Source organism: Caballeronia sp. LZ035 (assembly GCF_031451175.1).
Taxonomy (GTDB): Bacteria; Pseudomonadota; Gammaproteobacteria; order Burkholderiales; family Burkholderiaceae; genus Caballeronia.
Map to the genome: position 1 here is coordinate 13,491 of NZ_JARUXS010000003.1, position 20,912 is coordinate 34,402.

The window sequence follows — 20,912 nt, forward strand, 5'->3', positions numbered from 1 at the left end:
CTTCGGCGCCAACCGAAGGCTTTTGAATATTGGGCTTTACTGCAAGTCGCCCTGTCCGCTTCCCGACGCCAATCGGGTCACGAGTACGCACCTCGAAGTTTAGCGGAACGCGATAGGCAGTCAAGCGTTTGTCTTCCATTTTTCGAAATGGACGTACTTGATATGCGTATCGCGCAACATTCCGTTGCAGGCGAGGTGGTTGTTCGCCCGCAGAAATCCGACTTGCCCTCCGTTGGGCAAGATCAACAAGCACTCGACGAGTACGCTTGCGATCGCTCCAACCTTCCATGGGTGATTTTCCGTGCAGCACATCGGGCGACACATACCTCAGCGCTCCCCGCTCGTGCACGCGCCCTGCTCGCTGCGCTTGCTCGCACAGTCGACGCAAGCAAGCCGTTTGCGGCAATCTTCGCCCGACGCGAGCTGTTGACCGGACGCGCGATGCAATCGATGCGGACGTTCTACCGTAGTCTCGACGATCTTGAATCCGCAGGTTTCATTAGCCGGCCACCACAGATGCGCTACGGTTCCGCCGGACTCTTCGGAAGGGCTTATCTACACCTGACGTCCAGAGCGGCGGCTTTGCTCGGCTTGGTGGAGTCCGATGTCAGCTCCGAATCCTCGTCGACGGCTCCTCGGATCCAGTCGGTTGTCGTCGGTCCTGAGCTTTCTTTGGCGCCGCCGTGTGCCACGCTGGCAGACGGCGCTATATATAAGGATCTAAACCCTACTCATCAAAAGAGACAACCAGGAGGCATTCCCGCTGACCTTCAACGTCTGCTGCCGCTGGGATTTCGTGAATTCCTGATCTTTAAACTCATGGGCGAAGCGAAACGCTCCGGTAAGTTGCTCTCCGATGTCGTCGAGGCCAGCTGGCAACACCTGCGCCGAGCGACGCACCCGATCAGTTACCTCCGTACCTTGCTGCGGGCACCAGTCGATTTCGCGTACCGGCTGCGCACCCAACGCGTTGCAGCCGAAGCCGACCAACAACGGCAGGACCGCACGACGCACGTCGAGCGCACGGTCGTTCACCTCGCCGGGCACGCCTTCGCAAGCCGCGACGGATTGCGTACGTATCATGTTTCGACGGACGCCACCTCTGTCACGATCCATCATCGCGATGAAGCTCGCCCGCGTGTTCACGCAGGCAACTGGGCCCAGGATTTCGTCGCCGCGATGGAAGCAGGGCAGATCGTCGGACTGGAGATTGCTCGGTCATTCAATGACACAACGCGCTCCTGTGCCATTCCAGAAGCCAAATCCGCTTCGTCTGAATCAGAACAGCGCATGCGCGATCTCAGACAATTCCTTCGCTTGAAGCAAGCCGGAATTGCCCCAACTAAGACGGCGAGGGCAGGCAACGCACATGCTGTGCCGCCAGCCTCGCTCGAAGGTGCACGCAGGCCGTTAGGTGAGCTTCTGCGACAGCTATCCGGAGTCGCAGCGCTTCGGCCCGATCCAACCCCATTTCAAACGCCCGTGGGGTTGACTCCTGCTGATCTTTAGCCGATTTCCTTTCGAAATGATGCGAAGAGATAAGCCAAACGTCACCGACAAAAGTTTTCAGAATACCTGCTGCGACGCAGCAGAAGCTGATACACTCTAAGGTTGCGTCTGAGGGCGTTTGAAAAGCGCGACTGCATGTGAATGCGGTCGGCGTGTTTTGCTCGATGCGATTTTCAGCAAGCCGTCCGTGGTCGAAGCTGTCATCGAAATCATCGCGAGCCGTTACGCTCGCTCCCGGGGATCTGTCGTCGCCGAGCAAACCTGTCGAGGAGAAAGTATGGCAAGTTTTGATCGGGAAGATTCGGAGCTGGACATCGTCGCGCCGGCGCGCAAGTCGCCGGGACGACGGGCGAACAAAGGCAAGGGCCAGGCCGGCACGACGCAGCCCGATGTCGCAATGACCGCAGAGCAGAATGAAGAGCGTCAGCGCCAGATGCGCGCGCTCATTCAGTTGGGCAAGGAACGCGGTTATCTCACGCACGCTGAAATCAGCGACCACCTGCCGGACAACTTCGCTGAAACCGCAGCGATGGAAACCATCGTCAGCACGTTCAATGACATGGGCGTCGCCGTCTACGAGCAGGCTCCGGACGCTGAAACGCTGCTGCTGAACGACACCGCGCCGAGCGTTGTCACCGACGAGCAATCGGACGAGGAAGCGGAAAACGCTCTCTCCACCGTCGATTCCGAATTCGGCCGCACCACTGACCCCGTCCGCATGTATATGCGCGAAATGGGCGCCACCGAGCTGCTCACGCGCGCGGGCGAAATCGCCATCGCGAAGCGCATTGAAGACGGTCTGCATGAAATGATTCAGGCCATCGCGGCGTGTCCGTCGACGGTTGCAAGCATTCTCGCGGATGCGGCGCAAGTCGAGGCCGGTGAGCTGAAGATCGACGACCTCGTCGACGGCTTGAAGGAAGAAGATGCGGAAGACGCAGAAATGTCCGCTTCCGACTCCGCCGAGTCGACCGAAATCGATACGGATACCGATGAATCCGACGAAGATTCGGATGACGAAGATGATCTCGACGGCGACGATGCCGGTGCATCGAACGAAGCACGCCTGAAGCAATTGAAGGCCGATTGCCTCGCCATCTTCGCACGCGTCGGCGAGCTTGCCGAGCAGGCACGCCATCCGAAGGGCTCGGGCGTGGTCGCGTCGAAGGGTGTGGAAAAGGCGCGCGCCGAAATCCAGCGCGAGCTCGGTTCCATCCGCTTCACGGCCAAGACCATCGACCGCCTGTGCGCCGACGTGCATCAGCAAGTCGCGCAGGTGCGTGAGATCGAGCGTCGTGTGCTGGCTATCGCGGTCGACCGGTGCGGCATGCCGCGCGAGAAATTCGTCGAGTCGTTCCCGGGCCACGAGACGGATCTCGAATGGACCACGCGTACGGCGGCGGCGTCGAAGCACTATGGCGCGTCGCTCGAACGCAGCTTGCCGGCGATTCAGGCTGAGCAGCAGAAGCTCATCGACATCGAAGACGTCGTGCAAATGCCGCTCAAGCAACTGAAGCAGATCAACCGTCAGATGACGGCTGCCGAGCTGAAGATGCGTCAGGCCAAGCGCGAGATGATCGAAGCCAACCTGCGTCTCGTGATCTCGATTGCCAAGAAGTACGTCAATCGCGGCATGCAGTTCCTGGATCTGATCCAGGAAGGCAACATCGGTCTGATGAAGGCGGTGGACAAGTTCGAATATCGTCGTGGCTGGAAGTTCTCGACCTACGCAACGTGGTGGGTGCGTCAGGCCGTGACGCGTTCGCTGGCCGATCAGGCGCGCACGATCCGCGTGCCGGTTCACATGATCGAAACGATCAACAAGCTGAACCGTATCTCGCGCGAGATCCTGCAGCAGACCGGTCAGGAAGCGCATCCGTCGGTGCTGGCCGAGCGCATGGAAATGCCCGAGGAAAAGATTCGCGGCATTCTCAAGATCGCAAAGCAGCCGGTGTCGCTGGAAACGCCGGTCGGTGAAGATGCCGATGCAACCCTGGGCGACATGATCGAAGATCAGGGCGCAACGTCGCCGGCAGAGGCTGCCGTGCATGCGAACATGCGCGCCGCCATCGACGACGCGTTGAACGCACTCTCGCCGCGTGAAGCGAAGGTGCTGCGCATGCGTTTTGGTATCGATACGGCGTCGGACTACACGCTCGAAGAGCTGGGCAAGCAGTTCGATGTCACGCGCGAGCGTATTCGCCAGATCGAGAGCAAGGCCATGCGCAAGCTCATGCATCCGAGCCGCGCTGACAAGCTGCGTCCTTTCCTGGACCGCTAAGCGCTCGAAGCGCCCGGACTTCGGTCCGGGCAGGCCGAGACAGAACGCGTGCCGCCTCAACGGGCGGCACGCGTTTTTTTACGCGCGCAAATTCGTCAACCGCGCGTCGTCAGCCGTGCGCCGAACCCTTCGCGCCGCCCGGCGGCGAGCAGGTTTCGAGGGCGACGATCGCCTTGTGCGCGAGGGTCAGCGTCTCCTCGCAGGCGTGCGGGTCGCGGAATCTGGAACAGCCGCCGCCCGCATCGACTTTGGCCACCGCATCGCGCAGCCGGCCCAGCGCGGATTGCGGCGAGCCGGCGTCCCTGATCATCGACGCGAGATCGAAGGCACTGCCGGAATCCGTTTCGACGTAGCCCGGACATGGCGCCTGCGCGTGCGCAGCGATACCAACAAATCCGATGGCCGACAGGATCACGAATCGGCGCAAACGAACTAGCGGCGAGGACGTAGAGCGGAAGAGGGCGTTCATGAATGTGTCCACCTCGACTTCGGAAACGGATCAACGGCATTGCGCCAGGCGAGAAGGCTTATCCACAGATTCGCTGGGTAAGCATGTGGATATCCTGGGCATCCGTTGCGCAAGACGTTGACGCGCAAGACTATTCTTGCGACGTTTGAATTTCGCGCGACAGACCTCTGCCGATTGTGAACCGATTGTCCAAACCGTGTCATCCGCTCGAAAAACCGAAAACGACCTACCCCCGCTTCGGAATGTCGAGCCCGCGTATCACGGCCGGCCGCTGCACGAATGCGTCAAGTGCACGCTCGACATTCTTGAACTCGTGAAAATCAACGAGCTCGCGCGCCTCGTAGAACCCGACCAGATTGCGCACCCACGGGAAGATGGAAATATCGGCAATCGTGTATTCGTCGCCGATGATCCACTCGCGTTCTTCAAGTTGCCGATCGAGCACGGTGAGCAGGCGCTTCGACTCCGCGACATACCGTGCGCGCGGCCGCTTGTCTTCGTATTCCTTGCCGGCGAATTTATGGAAGAAGCCGACCTGTCCGAACATCGGCCCGATACCGCCCATCTGGAACATCAGCCATTGCAGCGTTTCGTAGCGTTTCGCGATGTCCTCGGGCATCAACTTCCCGCTCTTGGCCGCCAGATAAACCAGGATCGCGCCGGATTCGAACAGCGGAAGCGGCGCGCCATTCGGTCCGTTCGGATCGATGATCGCGGGAATCTTGTTGTTCGGATTCAGCGACACGAATTCCGGCGACAACTGATCGTTCGCGTCGAAACGCACCAGATGAGGTTCGTAAGGCAGGCCGGTTTCCTCGAGCATGATGGAAACCTTGACGCCGTTCGGTGTCGGCAACGAGTAGAGCTGAATGCGCTCCGGATGCTGAGCGGGCCATTTTTGGGTGATCGGGAAGTCGGTGAGCGCGGTCATTAAAAGTCCTCTGAGGGTCGAATCGCAGAATATAACCAAGTCGCTGCATTTCCGTTTCGCACCACTGTCGCGCGCAGGGTCATCGAATCGACACCTCGCCGCGCAAAAATTGAGGGATCTCGAACAGACTCGGCGTGTCGAAACGCCGATTCTGTCCAGACCTCGACTACAAAAACGATTGTAGGATTCACACCAAGAGTACGAGGATAGAGCGAAGCGCCCCGATAAAGAAATCAACCGATCAACAAGAAGTCATGCCCCTTGCGGGAAGCATGCAGCGCTGCGCAACGTGCGAGCCGATTCGCTGGCTCGCTTATTGCATCGATGCGGATGCCCGTGCATCCGTGTTGGCCTACGAACCGATAGGTTTTATCGCTGCCATGAAAACCGCTCCTCTCGCATTGCTCACCGCATTCGCTGCCGTGGTCGGGGGACTGCTGCCCAGCCTGTGCGAAGCCACCCCGCTCGACAGTCAGCTCGACTGCAAATCCAGCGCGCACCGCTTTATCGCGCCGCTGGTCGCCGACAAATCCATCGACGCGCGTCCGATGCGTGTCGAATCCAACTCCGTCAACGCTTTCAAGCCGATGCAAGGCAGCCAGCTCACGGCTTACGGTTTCCGCGTCTACGCCGTGCTGGGCTATCAGCAGGACGACGATATGTTCAAGCGCGGCAGCGGCCAGCCGGTCAGCGATTCTTCATACGGCGTCGTGGTCCTCGGCGCTGCGGAAACGGTGGAGGCGAAGGTCCGGGAATCCGGCAGCACAGCCGTGGTGAAGCAAATCGTGCCGATGCTGATGACTGCGGTCTTCTGCGATGGACGCGATGCGCACAACACGACGACGGCCGGCCCCGTCACGACGGAAGCTTCCCGTAATCGTTGAATTCGCTGAATCCGCAGGAACCACGCGAACACGGCGATAATGTTCTCCCAAATTCCGTGCGCAGCTGTTGCGCGCCCAACAACAGGAGAACGCCAATATGTCCGACGCAGCCAACCAGTCTCAACGAATCGCCATCGTCACCGGAGCGGGTAGCGGCATTGGCCGGGCGGCGGCGTTGGCGCTTCTCGGCGACGGCTGGTCGGTCGTACTGGCCGGACGTCGCCCGGCGCCGCTGCAAGCGGTGATCGACGAAGCCGGTGCAGCCGGTCGCGCGCTCGCCGTGCCGACGGACGTCTCGGATCCACAGTCGGTGGAACAGTGCTTCAAGACGGCGGTGCAGCATTTCGGCCGCGTCGACCTGCTGTTCAACAACGCCGGCGTGACCAACCCGCCCGGCCCGTTCGAGGACTGGACGCCCGAGCAATGGCGCAATGTCGTCGACATCAATCTGAACGGCATGTTCTATTGCCTCCAGCAAGCGTTCCGCACGATGAAGGCGCAAACGCCGATGGGCGGCCGCATCATCAATAACGGCTCGATCTCCGCCAGCGCGCCGCGCCCGAACTCGGCGGCCTACACCGCGACGAAACACGCGGTTCAGGGCCTGACAAAAACCGCCTCGCTCGATGGCCGCAAGTACGACATCGCGGTGGGTCAGATCGACGTGGGCAATGCGATGACGGAGCTTTCGGAGCGCATGTCGAAAGGCGTGCCGCAGGCGAACGGCGAGATCGCGGTGGAAGCGATGATGGACGTGAAGATCGTCGGGCAGTCGGTGCTTTACATGGCGAACCTGCCGCTCGAAGCCAACGTCCTGTTTCACACCGTGATGGCGACGAAGATGCCGTTTGTCGGCCGCGGCTGACCGAGCCTTTACGCGATCCGATACCAGACGCGAATACCGGAATACCAGTGGCTCACGCTGGTATCGTCGCCGGCGCCGAACGTCGAGAGACTCTCGACGTTCAGCACATCCGCGCCATGCTCCGCAATCCACTGATTGGCCCGCTCGACGAGCGCCGCCCCGTTCTCGTAGACGTTGCCCTTGATGAGGTGATGCTGCACGACCTGTCGCTCGAAATCTTCGTAGGCGATTTTCGTCATCCTGAGTCTCCGTAGTGATCCGATGGCATGTTGCGGCGCAGCGCTCCTGCCGCATGACGCGTCCTGCCGATTCGAGCATCATATGGCCTGAGACACGCCCGTGCGAATCGGTGAAATCCGCGTACGGACGGCCCGGCACACCACGTTTTGCCCGAGGCGATCAAACCAAAGCGCGCTGCCTGCGCCCATAAAGCCCGACGCTGGAGACACCAGGAGAGCACGCATGGACATGCGGCAACGCGAGCACATCGAGGCAGTCGTCGCGGCAACCACGCAGGCACAGACGCTTGCTCCGCAGCGCTTGCACGACAGCATCATCGAATCGTCCTGGCGGCGTTGTGTGCATCAATATGGATTGGACCCGTCGCGCATGCAGGAGGCGCGCATCCTGCCGCAGACGCGGCTGCGCGAGCATCAGCAGCGTATCGACGACTTCGCCCGCATCGCCCGTCACGGTCTCGAGACGCTGTACGAGCAAGTCGCCGGCATGGGCTACGTCGTCTTGCTGACAGACGCGCTGGGTGTGACCGTCGACTATATCGGCGATGCCAACACCGATGCCGCGCTCCGCCGCGCGGGCCTTTATCTCGGCGCGGAGTGGAGCGAAGCCGGTGCGGGCACGTGCGCAGTGGGCACCGCGCTGACCACGGGCCAGGCGCTGACCGTCCATCAGCTCGATCATTTCGATGCCACGCACATCCCGCTCACCTGCACGGCCGCGCCGCTCTTCGATTCGCGCGGCGCGCTTTCGGCCATCCTCGACATCTCCGCGCTCGTATCGCCGCAAGCGCGCGACAGCCAGAACCTCGCGCTGCAACTGGTGCGCATCTACGCGGGGCATATCGAAAACGCCAACTTCCTGCGCACGCATCGGCAGGACTGGATCCTGAAGCTGAACGCGTCGCCGGAATTCGTCGACGTCGATCCTGAATACCTGATTGCGCTCGATGCGGGCGGACGCATCGTCGGCCATAACCGGCGCGCGCATACAATGCTGGCGGCGGAAATCGGCCGGCCGGTCGCGCCGGGTGAACCGGCGGCGTCGCTTATCGGCGTGCCGTTCGACACGCTCTTCGACGCGCGTCTCGAAGAACTCGGCCGCTTCGTGTATTCGCGGCCGAGCGAACTGCGCGCGGTGCCGCTCGCGAAATCCGGCGCGTTCCTTTACCTGAGCGTAATGCCGCCGGCGCCGTGCATCGCGCCGACGACGAATGCGAACCGGCCGCGCGCGGTGGACGTGCCCGCGCCGCTTGCCGCGCTATGCGGCGGCGATGCTGCCTTGTCGCGCCAGCTGGAACGCGCAGCCAAGCTCGCCGATGCGCCGATCAACCTGCTCGTCAACGGCGAGACGGGCAGCGGCAAGGAGTTCTTCGCGAAGGCGCTGCATCGTGCGAGCGCGCGCCGCGCCGGTCCGTTCGTCGCGGTGAATTGCGCGGCGATTCCGGAGACGCTGATCGAAAGCGAGCTGTTCGGCCATCTGCCGAACAGCTTTTCGGGAGCCGGCGCGAAGGCGAAGCGCGGACTGATCCAGGAGGCCGATGGCGGCACGCTGTTCCTCGATGAAATCGGCGACATGCCGCGCGAACTGCAATCGCGGCTGTTGCGCGTGCTGGCGGAGGGCGAAGTGCTGGCGATCGGCGCATCGCGGCCTGTGTCGGTCGATGTGCGCGTGATCTCGGCGACGCATCAATCGCTCGATGCGCTCATGCAGGACGGGCGTTTCCGCGAAGACCTGTACTACCGGCTGAACGGCGCGCGCTTCACGTTGCCGCCGCTGCGCGAGCGCACCGATCTCGACTGGCTGATCCGCAAGTTTCTCGAAGAAGGCGACGACAGAGCGCGCGCAACTGCGACGCTTTCACCTGGCGCGCGTGAGCGGCTGCATCGGCATGACTGGCCGGGGAATCTGCGCGAATTGTGCAATGCGCTGCGCTATGCGCGCGCGGTGTGCTCGAACGGCGTGATCGAGATCGACGATCTGCCGGAAGGCCTGAGCCATGTCGCGAGTCCGGACGATGCGCCGCGCGCCGTCGAGGCTTTCGATCCGCATCGCCTGCCGCCCGAAGGCATGTTGCTGATGCAGTACCTGCGCGCCGCGAGCTGGAATTTGAGCGCGGTGGCGCGGCAGATCGGCGTGAGCCGCATGACGCTGTACCGGCGCATGGCGCGCTATGGCATCCAGTCTCCCAATCAGCGCGACGGCCACTGAACGCGCGCCGATACGCCTGTCCACCGTGATACACCTGCCGCTGTGACACCTGTCACGGCGGCGCCCGTTACACCCTCGATTTCCGCGGGTATTCCCGCGCTTTTTCCCCGCTGAACCCCCTCGTTCGATTGGCATAGCGCTTGCCTTTATCCGCCGCACAAAACACACAACGGAGACACAGGCATGCGTGCCAGCGCAACGCCGCTTGTCGGCATCATCGCCAATCCGGTTTCGGCGCGGGACATCCGGCGCGTCATCGCCAACGCCAATAGTCTGCAACTCGCCGACCGCGTGAACATCGTATTGCGGCTGCTGTCCTCGCTGGCCGCGAGCGGCGTGCCGCGCGTGCTGATGATGCCCGACCGCGAAGGCCTCAAGGTCATGCTCGAACGGCATCTCGCGCGCAAGCGGGGTCCGGATGCCGGGCTCGCCGCCGTCGAGTTCCTCGATATGCCCGTCACCGCGCGTGTCGACGACACCTTCCGCGCCGCGCGCATGATGCGTGAAGCCGGCGTCGATGCGCTGCTCGTGCTGGGCGGCGACGGCACGCACCGCGCTGTCGTGCGGGAATGCGGTCAGGTGCCGCTTGCCGGCTTGTCCACCGGCACGAACAACGCGTATCCGGAAATGCGCGAGCCGACCATCTCCGGTCTGGCAACCGGCCTCTATGCCACCGCGCGCGTGCCGGCCAGCGAAGCGCTGGCATCGAACAAGCGGCTCGACATCGTGATTCGCGCTCGCGATGGCGGCGTGCGTCACGACATCGCGCTGGTGGATGCCGTCATCTCGCACGAGCACTTCATCGGCGCGCGGGCGCTGTGGAAGATCGAGACGCTCGCCGCCGTCTATGTGTCCTATGCCGATCCGCAGGCGATCGGCATGTCGGCCATCGCGGGCCTGCTCGAACCGCTCGGTCGTCACGATCGCGGCGGACTCGCGGTGCAGCTCGCCGCGCCCGGCGAAGGCGAATTCGATCTGTGCGCGCCGATCGCGCCCGGGCTGATGGAGTCCGTGCCGATCGCAAGCTGGGCGCATCTCGCCGATGGCGTGCCGCATCGCGTGCGACAGCGCACGGGCATCGTCGCGCTCGACGGTGAACGCGAACTGGCCTTCGGTCCTGATGACGAAGTGACCGTCACGTTGAGGGAGAACGCTTTTCGCAGTATCGACGTGGCCGCGTGCATGCGCTACGCGGCGGCGTCCGGGCTGATGCGCCAGCCCATGCGTCATACCCGCTGAACCCACCCCAAGGAGACAGAGATGACAGCAACGCAGCATGCGGGCGGCTTGCCGCTTTCGAAGGACGAACTGTTGAGCGTCTATCGCAAGATGCGCACGATCCGCGATTTCGAGGAGCGTCTGCACGTCGATTTCGGCCGCGGCGACATTCCCGGCTTCGTGCATCTGTATGCGGGCGAGGAAGCCGCGGGCGTCGGCATCATGAGCCATCTGAACGATGGCGACCGCATCGCCAGCACGCATCGCGGACACGGGCACTGCATTGCCAAAGGCGTGGACCCGGTCGCGATGATGAAGGAGATCTACGGCAAGAAAGGCGGTTCGTGCAACGGCAAGGGCGGCTCGATGCACATCGCGGATCTGTCGAAAGGAATGATGGGCGCGAACGGCATTCTCGGCGCGGGCGCGCCGCTGATCTGCGGCGCGGCACTCGCGGCGAAGTTCCGCGGCAAGGGCGAGGTCGGCATCACCTTCGCGGGCGATGGCGCGTCGAACCAGGGCACCTTCCTCGAAAGCCTGAATCTCGCGGCCGTGTGGAATCTGCCGGTGATCTTCGTGATCGAGAACAACGGCTATGCGGAATCGACGGCACGCGATTACGGCACGGCCGTGGACAGCTATGTGGATCGTGCGGCGGGCTTCGGCATTCCCGGCGTGACGGTGGACGGCACCGATTTCTTCGCGGTCCATGAAGCGGCGGGCGAAGTGATCCGGCGCGCGCGCGAAGGCGGCGGACCGGCGTTGCTCGAATGCAAGATGATCCGCTTCTATGGCCATTTCGAAGGCGATGCGCAGACCTATCGCGCGCCGGGCGAGCTCGACGAGATCCGCTCGAACCGCGATTGCCTGAAGAAGTTCGCGCAGGCCGTGACGCAGGCGGACGTGATCGCCCCGGCGGAACTTGACGCGATCGACAAGGAAGTCGCCGCGCTGATCGACCGCGCGGTGCAGGAAGCGAAGGACGCGCCGCTGCCGACCGCCGCCGATCTGCTCACCGATGTCTACGTCAAATATTGATTCCTGGAGACGACAATCATGGCCCGCAAACTGAGCATGAAGATGGCGATCAACGAAGCGCTCGATCAGGAAATGCAGCGCGATCCGAGTGTGATCGTGCTGGGTGAGGATATCGTCGGCGGCGCCGGCGCAGACGGCGAGAAGGACGCGTGGGGCGGCGTGCTCGGCGTGACCAAGGGACTCTATGCAAAGCACGGCGACCGTCTGCTCGACACGCCGCTGTCCGAGTCCGCGTATGTAGGCGCGGCGATCGGCGCGGCGGCGTGCGGCATGCGTCCGGTCGCCGAGCTGATGTTCATCGACTTCATGGGCGTGTGCTTCGACCAGATCTTCAATCAGGCCGCCAAGTTCCGCTACATGTTCGGCGGCAAGGCGGAAACGCCTGTCGTGATCCGCGCGATGGTCGGCGCGGGGTTCCGTGCGGCGGCACAGCACAGCCAGATGCTGACCTCGCTGTTCACGCATATTCCGGGGCTGAAGGTCGTGTGCCCGTCGACGCCTTATGACACCAAAGGCCTGCTGATCCAGGCCATCCGCGACAACGATCCCGTTATCTTCTGCGAGCACAAGAATCTTTACGGCTTCGAAGGCGAAGTGCCCGAGAACTCGTACGCGATTCCGTTCGGCGAAGCGAACGTGGTGCGCGACGGCAAGGACGTGTCCATCGTCACCTATGGACTGATGGTGCATCGCGCGCTCGAAGCCGCCGCGACGCTCGCGAAGGAAGGCATCGAAGCGGAGGTGGTCGATCTGCGCACGCTGTCGCCGCTCGATATCGACACCGTGCTCGAAACCGTGGAGAACACCGGGCGGCTGGTCGTCGTCGATGAAGCGAATCCGCGCTGCAACATCGCCACGGACATTTCCGCGCAGGTCGCGCAGCAGGCGTTCGGCGCATTGAAGGCGGGCATCGAGATGGTCTGCGCGCCGCATACGCCGGTGCCGTTCTCGCCGACGCTCGAGGATCTCTACATCCCGAACGCCGCGCAGATCGCCGACGCCGCCCGAAAAACCATGAAGGGAGGAAAGCACTGATGGCCGCAATCACACCGATCGTCATGCCCAAGTGGGGCCTGTCGATGAAGGAAGGCACGGTCAACGAGTGGCTCGTGGAGGAGGGCACGGAGATCACCGTCGGCATGCCGATTCTCGATGTCGAAACCGACAAGATCGCCAACGCGGTCGAAGCCCCGGACGCCGGCTTGCTGCGGCGGCGGGTGGCGTCGGCGGGCGATACGCTGCCGGTGAAGGCGCTGCTCGGCGTGCTCGCGCCCGCTGACGTCAGCGACGCCGATATCGACGCGTATGTGTCGTCTTACGTGACGCCCGCCGACGACGAGGAAGAGGGCGAGGAAGTGTCGGCCTATCATTTCGTCGATGTCGACGGCATCCGCGTGCGCTATGCATCGCGCGGCGGCGACGATGCGAGCCGGCCGGCGGTGCTGTTCATCCACGGCTTCGGCGGCGATCTCGACAACTGGCTCTTCAATCTCGATGCGCTCGCGGACAAGCATCGCGTGTTCGCGCTCGATTTGCCGGGCCACGGGCAATCGACGCCGAAAGTGCCGGGCACGACGCTCGCGGAGCTTGCGGGCTTCGTCGGCAAGTTCATGGACGCAGTGCAGCTCGACCGCGCGCATCTCGTCGGCCATTCGATGGGCGGCGGCATCGCGGCGCAGATGGCGGTGGATCAGCCGGAGCGGGTGGAATCGGTGGCGCTGATTTCGTCGTCCGGTTTCGGCGATGAAATCAACAACGCCTACACCGAAGGCTTCGTCACGGCCGAGTCGCGGCGCGACCTGAAACCGGTGATCGAATTGCTGTTCGCGAATCCGGAACTGGTGAGCCGCCAGATGCTCGACGACCTGCTGAAGTACAAGCGGCTCGACGGCGTCAGCGAAGCACTCACGTCGCTCAATGCCGGTTTGTTCGCGAACGGCAGGCAGGCGGCGCAGCCCGGCGGCAAGCTGGCATCGACGGCCAAGCCGGTGCTCGTGATCTGGGGCGCGCAGGACCGGATCATTCCCGCCGCGCACGCGAAGAATGCACCGGAAGGCGCGACCGTCCGCGTGTTCGAGGACGCCGGGCATATGAGCCAGATGGAAAAGGCCAACGAAGTGAATGCGTTGTTGAAGGAGCATGTCAGCCAGCGCAGCTGATGCGCGCGCCCCGCTGGAGAAGGCTGCCGGCGGGGCGGCGCCGTATCGCGCAGATATTGGCTACCATGCCGGGATGGCGTCGCTTGCGGCGCATTCCGAGATCGATTCCATGTCCTTCGAACTGATCGATTCCACCGCGGTGTCCCCTTCCGGCGATCCGCTGCATGCGGAGGAAGCCTTGCTCGCGCGTGCCGCTGCGGGCGAGGCCGTCGCGCAGGTGTGGGAAGCGCCGGTCTCGCTGGTCGTGCCGCGCAGTTATCAGCGCTATCCGGCGCTCGCCGATGCGCGCGAGGCGTTTGCCCGACGCGGTTGTCCGGTGTGGCTGCGGTTGTCGGGCGGCGGACTGGTGCCGCAGGGACCGGGCATTCTCAACCTGAGCCTCGCGTATCCGGTGCGCGCGCCGATGGGTGCGCTGTCCGAAGGCATTTACGAACACCTGTGCCGACTGCTCGCCGACGCGCTCACGCCGCTCGGCGTGCTGACGCACTGGCAGCCTGTGGAAGGTTCGTTTTGCGACGGCCGCTTCAACCTCGCCTGGGGCCCCGGCGGCGAGGCGCGCAAGATTGCCGGCACCGCGCAATACTGGCGCCGTGTGCCGCACGGTAGCAACGACACGCCGCTCTATGCCGTGCTGGCTCACGCGGTCCTGCTGGTGGACGCCGATCCGATCGAGATCAACGCGCGCGCCAACGCGTTCGAGGCGATGATCGAGAGCCGGCGGCATTACGAGGACATGAAGATTGTGACCGTGGCGCAGGCGCTCGCTTACGAATGTTTTTCGATTCCCGTGGATTTGCGCCAGCGTGTGCGCGCCGCGTTGATCCAGTGCGTGAAGGACGCTTCCCTGCCAGCGCAGTAAGACGCATCGAGGTGGCCATGCCGCTCAGACGTGCATCGAACGGGTTCTTCTTCGCGCTGTGGGTCGCCGTCTGCGCCGCCGCGCCCGAATTCCTGTGGCAAGGGCTGTTCTCGCTCTTCGGCCATTTTTCCCTGACCGATGCTGCCGCCGCGCTGCTGATCGGCGCGATCCTGGCCTTTTTCGTCGAGCCCGTGCTGGAACGGCTGCGCAGTCTGGGCGACGCGCCGGAGCACGCGGAAAAGTCACCCGCGTTTGCCGCGTGCGAGGCGCTCGGCTTCGCGGTCGTCGCGGTGTGTGTGCACGAGGCGATCACCGTCTATGTCGCGGCAAGTCACGGCAACGCGCAGGCGGGCGAGAATCTGGCCAAGGCCGTCGCGCAAGCCGTGCAATGGGCGATCACGCCGTTTCTCATCACCGTTGCGTGGCTGGTCGCGCGCAGTCCGTCATGGCTCGCGTGGCCGGTCGCGGGAAGCGCGGTGATCGTCAGCGGGATCGTCGGCGTGATCAGCGGATGGAATACCAACGTGCTCGTGACTAGCCTCATCCCGGCGATCTTCGTGCTGATTGCAGGGTGCGTCATCGTGCGGGAGCAATGGGACGCGGGCACCTTCCGGCGCTGCGCGCGGGCTACCGGCGTGATCGCGCTCACCTGGCTCGTGTTGAGCGGTGCGCTGCAACTCGTGCTGTGGCTTGCGCACGTGCAGGCCTTCCGGGTCTACGAACAGTCGGAGTTCTGGAGCGACGCGCGGTTCTACGTCGGCTGGGTGACGGGTCTGCTGGTCGCGCCCGCATTCGTGCCCGACGCGCCGCTCAGTGCCGGCGGCAAAGGCTGGCGCTGGCGGCGGTGAGATGTGCTGGCCGGAAGGCTAGTACGAACCCGGCGGCGGCTGCCAGCCCGGCGGGGGCGGTGGAGGCGGCGGCGTGGTGTAAGCCGCGCCCGCAGGCTGCTGCTGGATCGTGCGCACCGCCCCGCGCACGGGAACCCTGTCGCCGGCGGCATACATGCATTGCAGATAGGAATAGTCGTAGCGTTGCTGCACGTTATAGCCGGACGTTTGCGACGCCCCCAGCCCGAACGCACTGCCCGCGAGCAGACCTGCACCCGCGCCGATCGCCGCGCCCGAGCCGCCGCCGAACGCCGCGCCCGCCGCCGCGCCGAGCGCCGTGCCGACGACGGCGCTGCCCACCGCGCTGTTGGTTGCCGCCTGATTGGCGTCGACGCCGCCTGTTTGCTGGAGCGCGAACTGACGGCACGAGGCGTCATCGGCGCGGAACTGGTCGAAGGTTTTATTGCTGCCGGGCAGCGCCATCACGCTGGGACCGGTGGGCATCACGGTGCAGGCCGAAAGGCCGAGTGCCGCGGAGAGCAGGGCGAGCCTGGTGATGTTCATGGATGCTTGCACGTTCTTGAGTTTGACGATGTCGGCACGCGCCGCATCAGTTCGGCGACGGCGGCGTGGCCGGAACCGGATGCCACGGTGCGGCGCACTGCTTGACGTAGGGGTAATACGCCTTCGCCGGGTCGCAGTAGTACCACATGCCGGGCTGCTGGGCGGGCGCGCCCGGATCGGCGGCGGGCTGGCCCTGTTCGACATACTGCACCGGTGCGGGGGGCGCGGCCGGCGCCACGTAGACGGGCGGCGGCGGGTAGTAGTAATACGGCGCGGGCGCCACCGGATACGGGTAATACGCGGGACCGCCGATCCACACGCCGACGCGGCCCCAGGCGTGAGCATTGGCGGTAACGCCGGCGCTCGCCACGAGCGACAACGCGATAAAAGCCTTGAGGCGATTCACGACCTTCTCCAGGAAAAATGTTCGCTGATTTGACAGGTACAACGGACATCGACGCTTGGCTGTTGACCGCGTGCAGCGCATCTTTCTACGCTATTCCCTTTATCGCGAAAACTCAATTACACGACCTTGAGGGTATTTTTCGGCGCGTTACGCTGTAACGTTGCCGATGAAAAACGCCTTGCGATATCAGGCGCGCAGCACGGTGACGCCGGCCTGCTCGATGGGTTCCGTCAGCTTCGCTTCGGCCGTGCTTTCCACGATGAGGGTCTGCGCAAGCTCGATGCCGCCTATCCGGTAAGCCGACGCCGCATTGAGTTTCGCCGCCGACGCCAGCACGACCGTTTCCGCCGCCCGCGCCGCAAGTGCGCGCTTGATGTGGGCTTCCTCGAAGTCGCCGGTGGTGAGGCCGGCCGTGGGATGGACGCCGGTGACGCCCATGAAGTAGAGGTCGGCGTGAATATGCGACATGGCTTCGACGGCCGCCGCGCCGACGGTCACGATGGAATGCTTGTAAAGCCTGCCGCCGATCAGCACGACTTCCACCGACGGATGCTCGGCGAGCGCCACCGCGACACTCGGACTATGCGTGACGATGGTCGCGTCGAGCGTGTTCGGAAGCTGGCGTACGAGCAGCGCCGAAGTCGTGCCGCCGTCGATGATGACGACCTGTCCCGGCGCGATCATCTCCGCGGCCCGGCGCGCGATGCGCCGCTTGGCGTCGGACTCCATGTTTTCGCGCCGTGCGAACGGCGCGACCGCCGGCGACGCCGGCAGCGCCCCGCCGTGTACGCGCTGCAGCAGTCCTTCCGCCGCGAGTTCGCGCAAGTCGCGCCGCACGGTGTCTTCGGAGACGCCGAAGCTCGCGCTCAGCTCGGTGGCGAGCACCTGACCGTCTCGTTTGAGCGCGTCGAGGATGGCTTTCTTGCGTTGGCTGGTCAACATCGGATGCGTGAATTTTCTTGATATTGCACGAAACTGCACGATACCATGCGCTGACTTGAACGTCGAATGGGGGAGGCCGAATGCAAACAATGGATACGAAAGACCGCGTCCGCATCGTGAACACCGCTGTCCTGTCGGACGATTGGTACGTGCTCAGGAAAGTCACGTTCGATTTCCTCCGCCGCGACGGCACGTGGCAGCGCCAGAACCGCGAAACCTACGATCGCGGCAACGGCGCAACCATTCTTCTGCACGACCGCCAGACCGGCAACGTGCTGCTGACGCGCCAGTTCCGCATGCCCGCGTTCGTCAACGGACACGACGGCATGCTGATCGAGACGCCCGGCGGGCTGCTCGACGATGCATCGCCGGAAGAGCGTATTCGCGCCGAAGTGGAGGAGGAAACGGGCTATCGTGTGCGGCACGTCGAGAAGGTCTTCGAGGCGTTCATGAGCCCGGGATCGGTGACCGAAAAGCTGTACTTCTATCTCGGGGACTACGATAGTTCGATGCGCGTGTCGGCGGGTGGCGGGGTCGAGGAAGAGGGCGAGGAAATCGAGACGATCGAGGTGCCGCTGGCGAAGGCGCTGGAGATGATCGCGAGCGGCGCAATCATGGACGGCAAGACCATCATGTTGTTGCAGCACGCGGCGCTCAACGCGCGTTCAGGCAAGTAGCGACACCGCCTTCACCTGCGCCCACACGCGCATGCCCGTGACGATACCCAGCCGGTCCAGCGAATAGCGCGTCACGCGCGCGAGCAGCGGCGTGCCGTCCACATCGAGACGCACGACGGCCTGCGAAGGATGCGCATCGTCCGCGATGCCGACGACCGTCGCCGGCAGCACGTTCAGCACGCTGCTGCGCGCCTCGTCGTGCGGGCCGGTGACGAGGCTCACGTCGCGCGCCTTCACGGTGATGCGCATCGGCTTGCCATCGGGCAGCGGTGCGTGTACCACGGTCAGCTTCGCGAGCGAAGCAGGCAGCGCAATCGTCAACAGGCCGTACGCGCTGTCATGACCGGCGACGATCCCTTCGAGCACGACCGATGCGTCATCGGCGAGCGCGAGCGGCAGGTCCAGGCGTGCAAGCGTCTCCGCGATCGGTCCGCTCGCCACCGCGCGCCCCGCGTCCAGCAAGACGAGATGATCGGCGAGCCGCGCCACTTCCTCCGGCGCGTGACTGACATAGAGCATCGGGATATCGAGCTCGTCGTGCAGGCGTTCGAGATACGGCAGGATTTCGAGCTTGCGCTTCTGGTCGAGTGACGCAAGCGGCTCGTCGAGCAGCAGCAGGCGCGGACTCGTCAGCAACGCGCGCGCGATGCCCACGCGCTGGCGCTCGCCGCCCGACAGCCCCGACGGCATGCGTTCCAGCAAATGCCCGATGCCCAGCAGTTCGGCTGCCTGCGCGAGATCGACGCGCCGTTCGGCCGGCTTCACGCGCTCGAGCCCGTAGCGCAGATTTTTCGTCACGCTCAGATGCGGGAAGAGGCTCGCTTCCTGGAACACGTAGCCAAGCGGACGCTTGTGAGTGGGCAGGAAGACATGGCGCTCGGTATCGAGCCAGACTTCGCCGTTGACGACCAGCTTGCCCGTGCGCGGACGCGCAAGGCCCGCGAGGCAGCGTAGCAGCGTGGTCTTGCCGGAGCCGGAATGGCCGAAGATCGCGGTGACGCCGCGGCCGGGCAACGCGAGATCGAGGTCGAGCGTGAAGCCGCTTTGCTCGACGAGAAAGCGCGCCTCGATAGCGGAGCCTGCGCGTGAGGAGGAAGTGAGTTCAGACATGCGCCGAGAAGGACCGTCGGCCGAAATAGAGCAGCAGAAGAACGACGAACGAGAATATCACCATGCCGCCCGCGAGCCAGTTCGCCTGGGCGTATTCGAGCGCTTCGACGTGGTCGAAGATCTGCACGGACACCACGCGCGTATGGCCCGGAATATTGCCGCCGATCATCAGCACGACGCCGAACTCGCCGACCGTATGCGCGAAGCCGAGAATCGTCGCCGTGACGATGCCCGGACGCGCGAGCGGCAACGCCACCGTGAAGAAGCTGTCCCACGGGCCGGCGCGCAGGGTCGCCGCGGCTTCGAGCGGACGGCGGCCCATGGCTTCGAACGCGTTCTGCAGCGGCTGCACGACGAAGGGCAGCGAATAGATCACCGAGCCGACCACCAGCCCCGCGAACGTGAACGGCAGCAAGCCGATGCCGAGCGCCTGCGTCAGCTTGCCAACCGAGCCGTTCGGGCCCATCACCAGCAGCAGATAGAAGCCGATGACCGTCGGCGGCAGCACCAGCGGCAGCGCCACGACTGCGCCGACGATGCCCTTCAGCCGCGAGCGCGTCCGTGTGAGCCACCACGCGATCGGCGTGCCGACGACGAGCAGCAGCGCCGTCGTCAGCGCCGCCAGTTCGAGCGTCAGCGTGATGGCCTGGAGGTCGCTGCTGTCGAGGGGCATCGGCGGGATTACAGCTGGTAGCCGTAGGACTTGATCACTTCAGCGGCCTTCGGTCCCTTCAGATACTCGATGAACTGCTTCGCGACCGGATTGTCCTTGCCCTTCTCGAGGATCACGGCGTCCTGCTTGATCGGCTCATGCAGGTTCGCGGGCACGATCCACGCCGAGCCGCCCGTGATCTTGCCGTTCTTGTAGATCTGCGACAGCGCAACGAAGCCCAGTTCCGCGTTGCCGCTCGCGACGAACTGCTGCGTCTGCGAAATGTTCTGACCTTCGACGACCTTCGGCTTGAGTTCGGCGGTCAGGCCGAGCTTGTCGAGTGTCTGATAGGCAGCGAGACCGTAGGGCGCGGCCTTCGGATTGGCAATCGCGATGTGGGTGAAGGCATTCTTCTTCAGCACGTCGCCCTTGTCGTCCACGTAGCCGTCTTTCGCGGACCACAGCGCAAGCGCGCCCGTCGCATACGTGAAACGGCTGCCGGGCACGGTTGCGCCTTCGGTTTCGAGCTTGGCGGGCGTGGAGTCGTCAGCGGCGAGGAACACTTCGAAGGGCGCGCCGTTCTTGATTTGCGCGTAGAACTGACCCGTCGCGCCAAATGAAGCCACCACCTTGTTGCCCGTATCCTTTTCGAAGTCCGCGGCGATGGCCTGCACCGGCGCCGTGAAGTTGGCCGCGACCGCGACCTTCACTTCACCCGCCAGCGCCGACGAAGCAGCGATACCGGCGGCGAGCGGAACGAGCGCACCCATGAGGGCGCGGAGAATTCGAATCTTCACGTGAGACTCCTTGAATCGAGTGGACATTCTGGTTATGGATCGATTGCGGATGGCGCTTGCAAGGCAGCGAAGCGCTTGCGCCGTGTGGTTCGGCGAGCACCGTAATATATACGACTATATTGCGTGGGCGCATGTTGGCTTCATGACATGACGCGCATGTGTGCCGGCGAATGTTCGATGTCGCGCCGGTTTGTGAGTGTCGCTCAAAGATATGAGTTGACCGTTTGGACGCTTTTGGCCGACACTGATTTATCTCGAACAGAAGTCATCCGGTAA

At 63.9% G+C, this 20,912-nt stretch carries 21 protein-coding genes; 12 read left to right on the forward strand and 9 right to left on the reverse strand.

What is annotated here, in order from left to right; genetic code table 11:
- Positions 1-147 precede the first annotated feature (147 nt).
- Entirely contained in the window at positions 148-1,509 is a 1,362-nt protein-coding gene (locus QCE88_RS23055) for a replication protein O (RefSeq protein WP_309906616.1), read from the forward strand.
- Between the two features lie 277 nt (positions 1,510-1,786).
- Positions 1,787-3,790 carry an RNA polymerase sigma factor RpoD gene (gene rpoD, locus QCE88_RS23060; RefSeq protein WP_309906618.1) on the forward strand — a complete coding sequence of 668 codons (2,004 nt, stop codon included), beginning with the start codon at positions 1,787-1,789 and terminating at the stop codon, positions 3,788-3,790.
- Between the two features lie 109 nt (positions 3,791-3,899).
- Here the strand turns inward: rpoD and QCE88_RS23065 are convergent, their stop codons facing one another.
- Positions 3,900-4,259 (reverse strand): hypothetical protein, encoded by a 360-nt coding sequence (locus tag QCE88_RS23065; RefSeq protein WP_309906620.1) that lies wholly within the window; start codon positions 4,257-4,259, stop codon positions 3,900-3,902.
- Between the two features lie 226 nt (positions 4,260-4,485).
- Positions 4,486-5,190 carry a glutathione S-transferase N-terminal domain-containing protein gene (locus QCE88_RS23070; RefSeq protein ID WP_309906622.1) on the reverse strand — a complete coding sequence of 235 codons (705 nt, stop codon included), beginning with the start codon at positions 5,188-5,190 and terminating at the stop codon, positions 4,486-4,488.
- A gap of 380 nt (positions 5,191-5,570) precedes the next feature.
- Here QCE88_RS23070 and QCE88_RS23075 point away from each other — a divergent pair, with 380 nt between their 5' ends.
- Together QCE88_RS23075 and QCE88_RS23080 are read left to right on the forward strand one after the other, a co-directional pair.
- The gene (locus QCE88_RS23075; protein WP_409018246.1) at positions 5,571-6,074 is read left to right on the forward strand and encodes a hypothetical protein; all 504 of its coding nucleotides are present in this window, start codon (positions 5,571-5,573) and stop codon (positions 6,072-6,074) included.
- 97 nt (positions 6,075-6,171) lie between these two features.
- Positions 6,172-6,939: an SDR family oxidoreductase gene (locus tag QCE88_RS23080; RefSeq protein WP_309906627.1), complete on the forward strand. Its 768-nt coding sequence runs from the start codon at positions 6,172-6,174 to the stop codon at positions 6,937-6,939.
- 8 nt (positions 6,940-6,947) lie between these two features.
- On the opposite strand, the gene QCE88_RS23085 is transcribed toward QCE88_RS23080, so the two are convergent.
- Positions 6,948-7,178: a hypothetical protein gene (locus tag QCE88_RS23085; RefSeq protein WP_309906630.1), complete on the reverse strand. Its 231-nt coding sequence runs from the start codon at positions 7,176-7,178 to the stop codon at positions 6,948-6,950.
- Between the two features lie 223 nt (positions 7,179-7,401).
- Between QCE88_RS23085 and QCE88_RS23090 the strand changes: the two genes are divergently transcribed.
- The 7 genes from QCE88_RS23090 (at position 7,402) to QCE88_RS23120 (ending at position 15,509) form a co-directional block, all read left to right on the forward strand.
- Entirely contained in the window at positions 7,402-9,387 is a 1,986-nt protein-coding gene (locus tag QCE88_RS23090; RefSeq protein WP_309906631.1) for a sigma-54-dependent Fis family transcriptional regulator, read from the forward strand.
- A gap of 183 nt (positions 9,388-9,570) precedes the next feature.
- Positions 9,571-10,626, forward strand: coding sequence for an NAD(+)/NADH kinase (locus QCE88_RS23095; RefSeq protein WP_309906634.1), 1,056 nt, complete (start codon positions 9,571-9,573; stop codon positions 10,624-10,626).
- Between the two features lie 21 nt (positions 10,627-10,647).
- Positions 10,648-11,643 (forward strand): thiamine pyrophosphate-dependent dehydrogenase E1 component subunit alpha, encoded by a 996-nt coding sequence (locus QCE88_RS23100; RefSeq protein ID WP_309835537.1) that lies wholly within the window; start codon positions 10,648-10,650, stop codon positions 11,641-11,643.
- A gap of 18 nt (positions 11,644-11,661) precedes the next feature.
- A complete protein-coding gene (locus QCE88_RS23105; protein ID WP_309818131.1) occupies positions 11,662-12,678 on the forward strand; it encodes an alpha-ketoacid dehydrogenase subunit beta in 1,017 nt (338 codons plus the stop codon).
- Complete coding sequence (locus QCE88_RS23110; protein WP_309906636.1) at positions 12,678-13,802, forward strand: acetoin dehydrogenase dihydrolipoyllysine-residue acetyltransferase subunit; 1,125 nt, start codon at positions 12,678-12,680, stop codon at positions 13,800-13,802. The genes QCE88_RS23105 and QCE88_RS23110 overlap by 1 nt, the downstream gene beginning before the upstream one ends.
- Before the next feature lie 109 nt (positions 13,803-13,911).
- Entirely contained in the window at positions 13,912-14,661 is a 750-nt protein-coding gene (locus QCE88_RS23115) for a lipoyl protein ligase domain-containing protein (protein ID WP_309906639.1), read from the forward strand.
- A gap of 17 nt (positions 14,662-14,678) precedes the next feature.
- Complete coding sequence (locus QCE88_RS23120) at positions 14,679-15,509, forward strand: hypothetical protein (RefSeq protein ID WP_309906641.1); 831 nt, start codon at positions 14,679-14,681, stop codon at positions 15,507-15,509.
- A gap of 18 nt (positions 15,510-15,527) precedes the next feature.
- On the opposite strand, the gene QCE88_RS23125 is transcribed toward QCE88_RS23120, so the two are convergent.
- The 3 genes from QCE88_RS23125 to QCE88_RS23135 form a co-directional block, all read right to left on the reverse strand.
- Positions 15,528-16,052, reverse strand: coding sequence for a YMGG-like glycine zipper-containing protein (locus QCE88_RS23125; RefSeq protein ID WP_309906643.1), 525 nt, complete (start codon positions 16,050-16,052; stop codon positions 15,528-15,530).
- Positions 16,053-16,098: 46 nt separating this feature from the next.
- Entirely contained in the window at positions 16,099-16,458 is a 360-nt protein-coding gene (locus tag QCE88_RS23130) for a hypothetical protein (RefSeq protein WP_309906645.1), read from the reverse strand.
- 186 nt (positions 16,459-16,644) lie between these two features.
- Positions 16,645-17,400, reverse strand: a complete 756-nt coding sequence (locus QCE88_RS23135) for a DeoR/GlpR family DNA-binding transcription regulator (protein ID WP_309906647.1) — start codon at positions 17,398-17,400, stop codon at positions 16,645-16,647.
- 89 nt (positions 17,401-17,489) lie between these two features.
- On the opposite strand from QCE88_RS23135, the gene QCE88_RS23140 reads away from it, so the two are divergent.
- Positions 17,490-18,077 carry an NUDIX domain-containing protein gene (locus QCE88_RS23140; RefSeq protein ID WP_309906650.1) on the forward strand — a complete coding sequence of 196 codons (588 nt, stop codon included), beginning with the start codon at positions 17,490-17,492 and terminating at the stop codon, positions 18,075-18,077.
- Here the strand turns inward: QCE88_RS23140 and modC are convergent.
- Genes modC through modA form a run of 3 tightly spaced genes read right to left on the reverse strand, consistent with a single transcriptional unit; the run spans position 18,066 to position 20,636 of the window.
- A complete protein-coding gene (modC, locus tag QCE88_RS23145; protein WP_309906652.1) occupies positions 18,066-19,187 on the reverse strand; it encodes a molybdenum ABC transporter ATP-binding protein in 1,122 nt (373 codons plus the stop codon). The two genes, QCE88_RS23140 and modC, sit on opposite strands and share 12 nt — an antisense overlap.
- Entirely contained in the window at positions 19,180-19,860 is a 681-nt protein-coding gene (modB, locus tag QCE88_RS23150; protein WP_309906654.1) for a molybdate ABC transporter permease subunit, read from the reverse strand. The genes modC and modB overlap by 8 nt, the downstream gene beginning before the upstream one ends.
- Before the next feature lie 8 nt (positions 19,861-19,868).
- Positions 19,869-20,636 (reverse strand): molybdate ABC transporter substrate-binding protein, encoded by a 768-nt coding sequence (modA, locus tag QCE88_RS23155; protein ID WP_404990157.1) that lies wholly within the window; start codon positions 20,634-20,636, stop codon positions 19,869-19,871.
- Positions 20,637-20,912 lie beyond the last annotated feature (276 nt).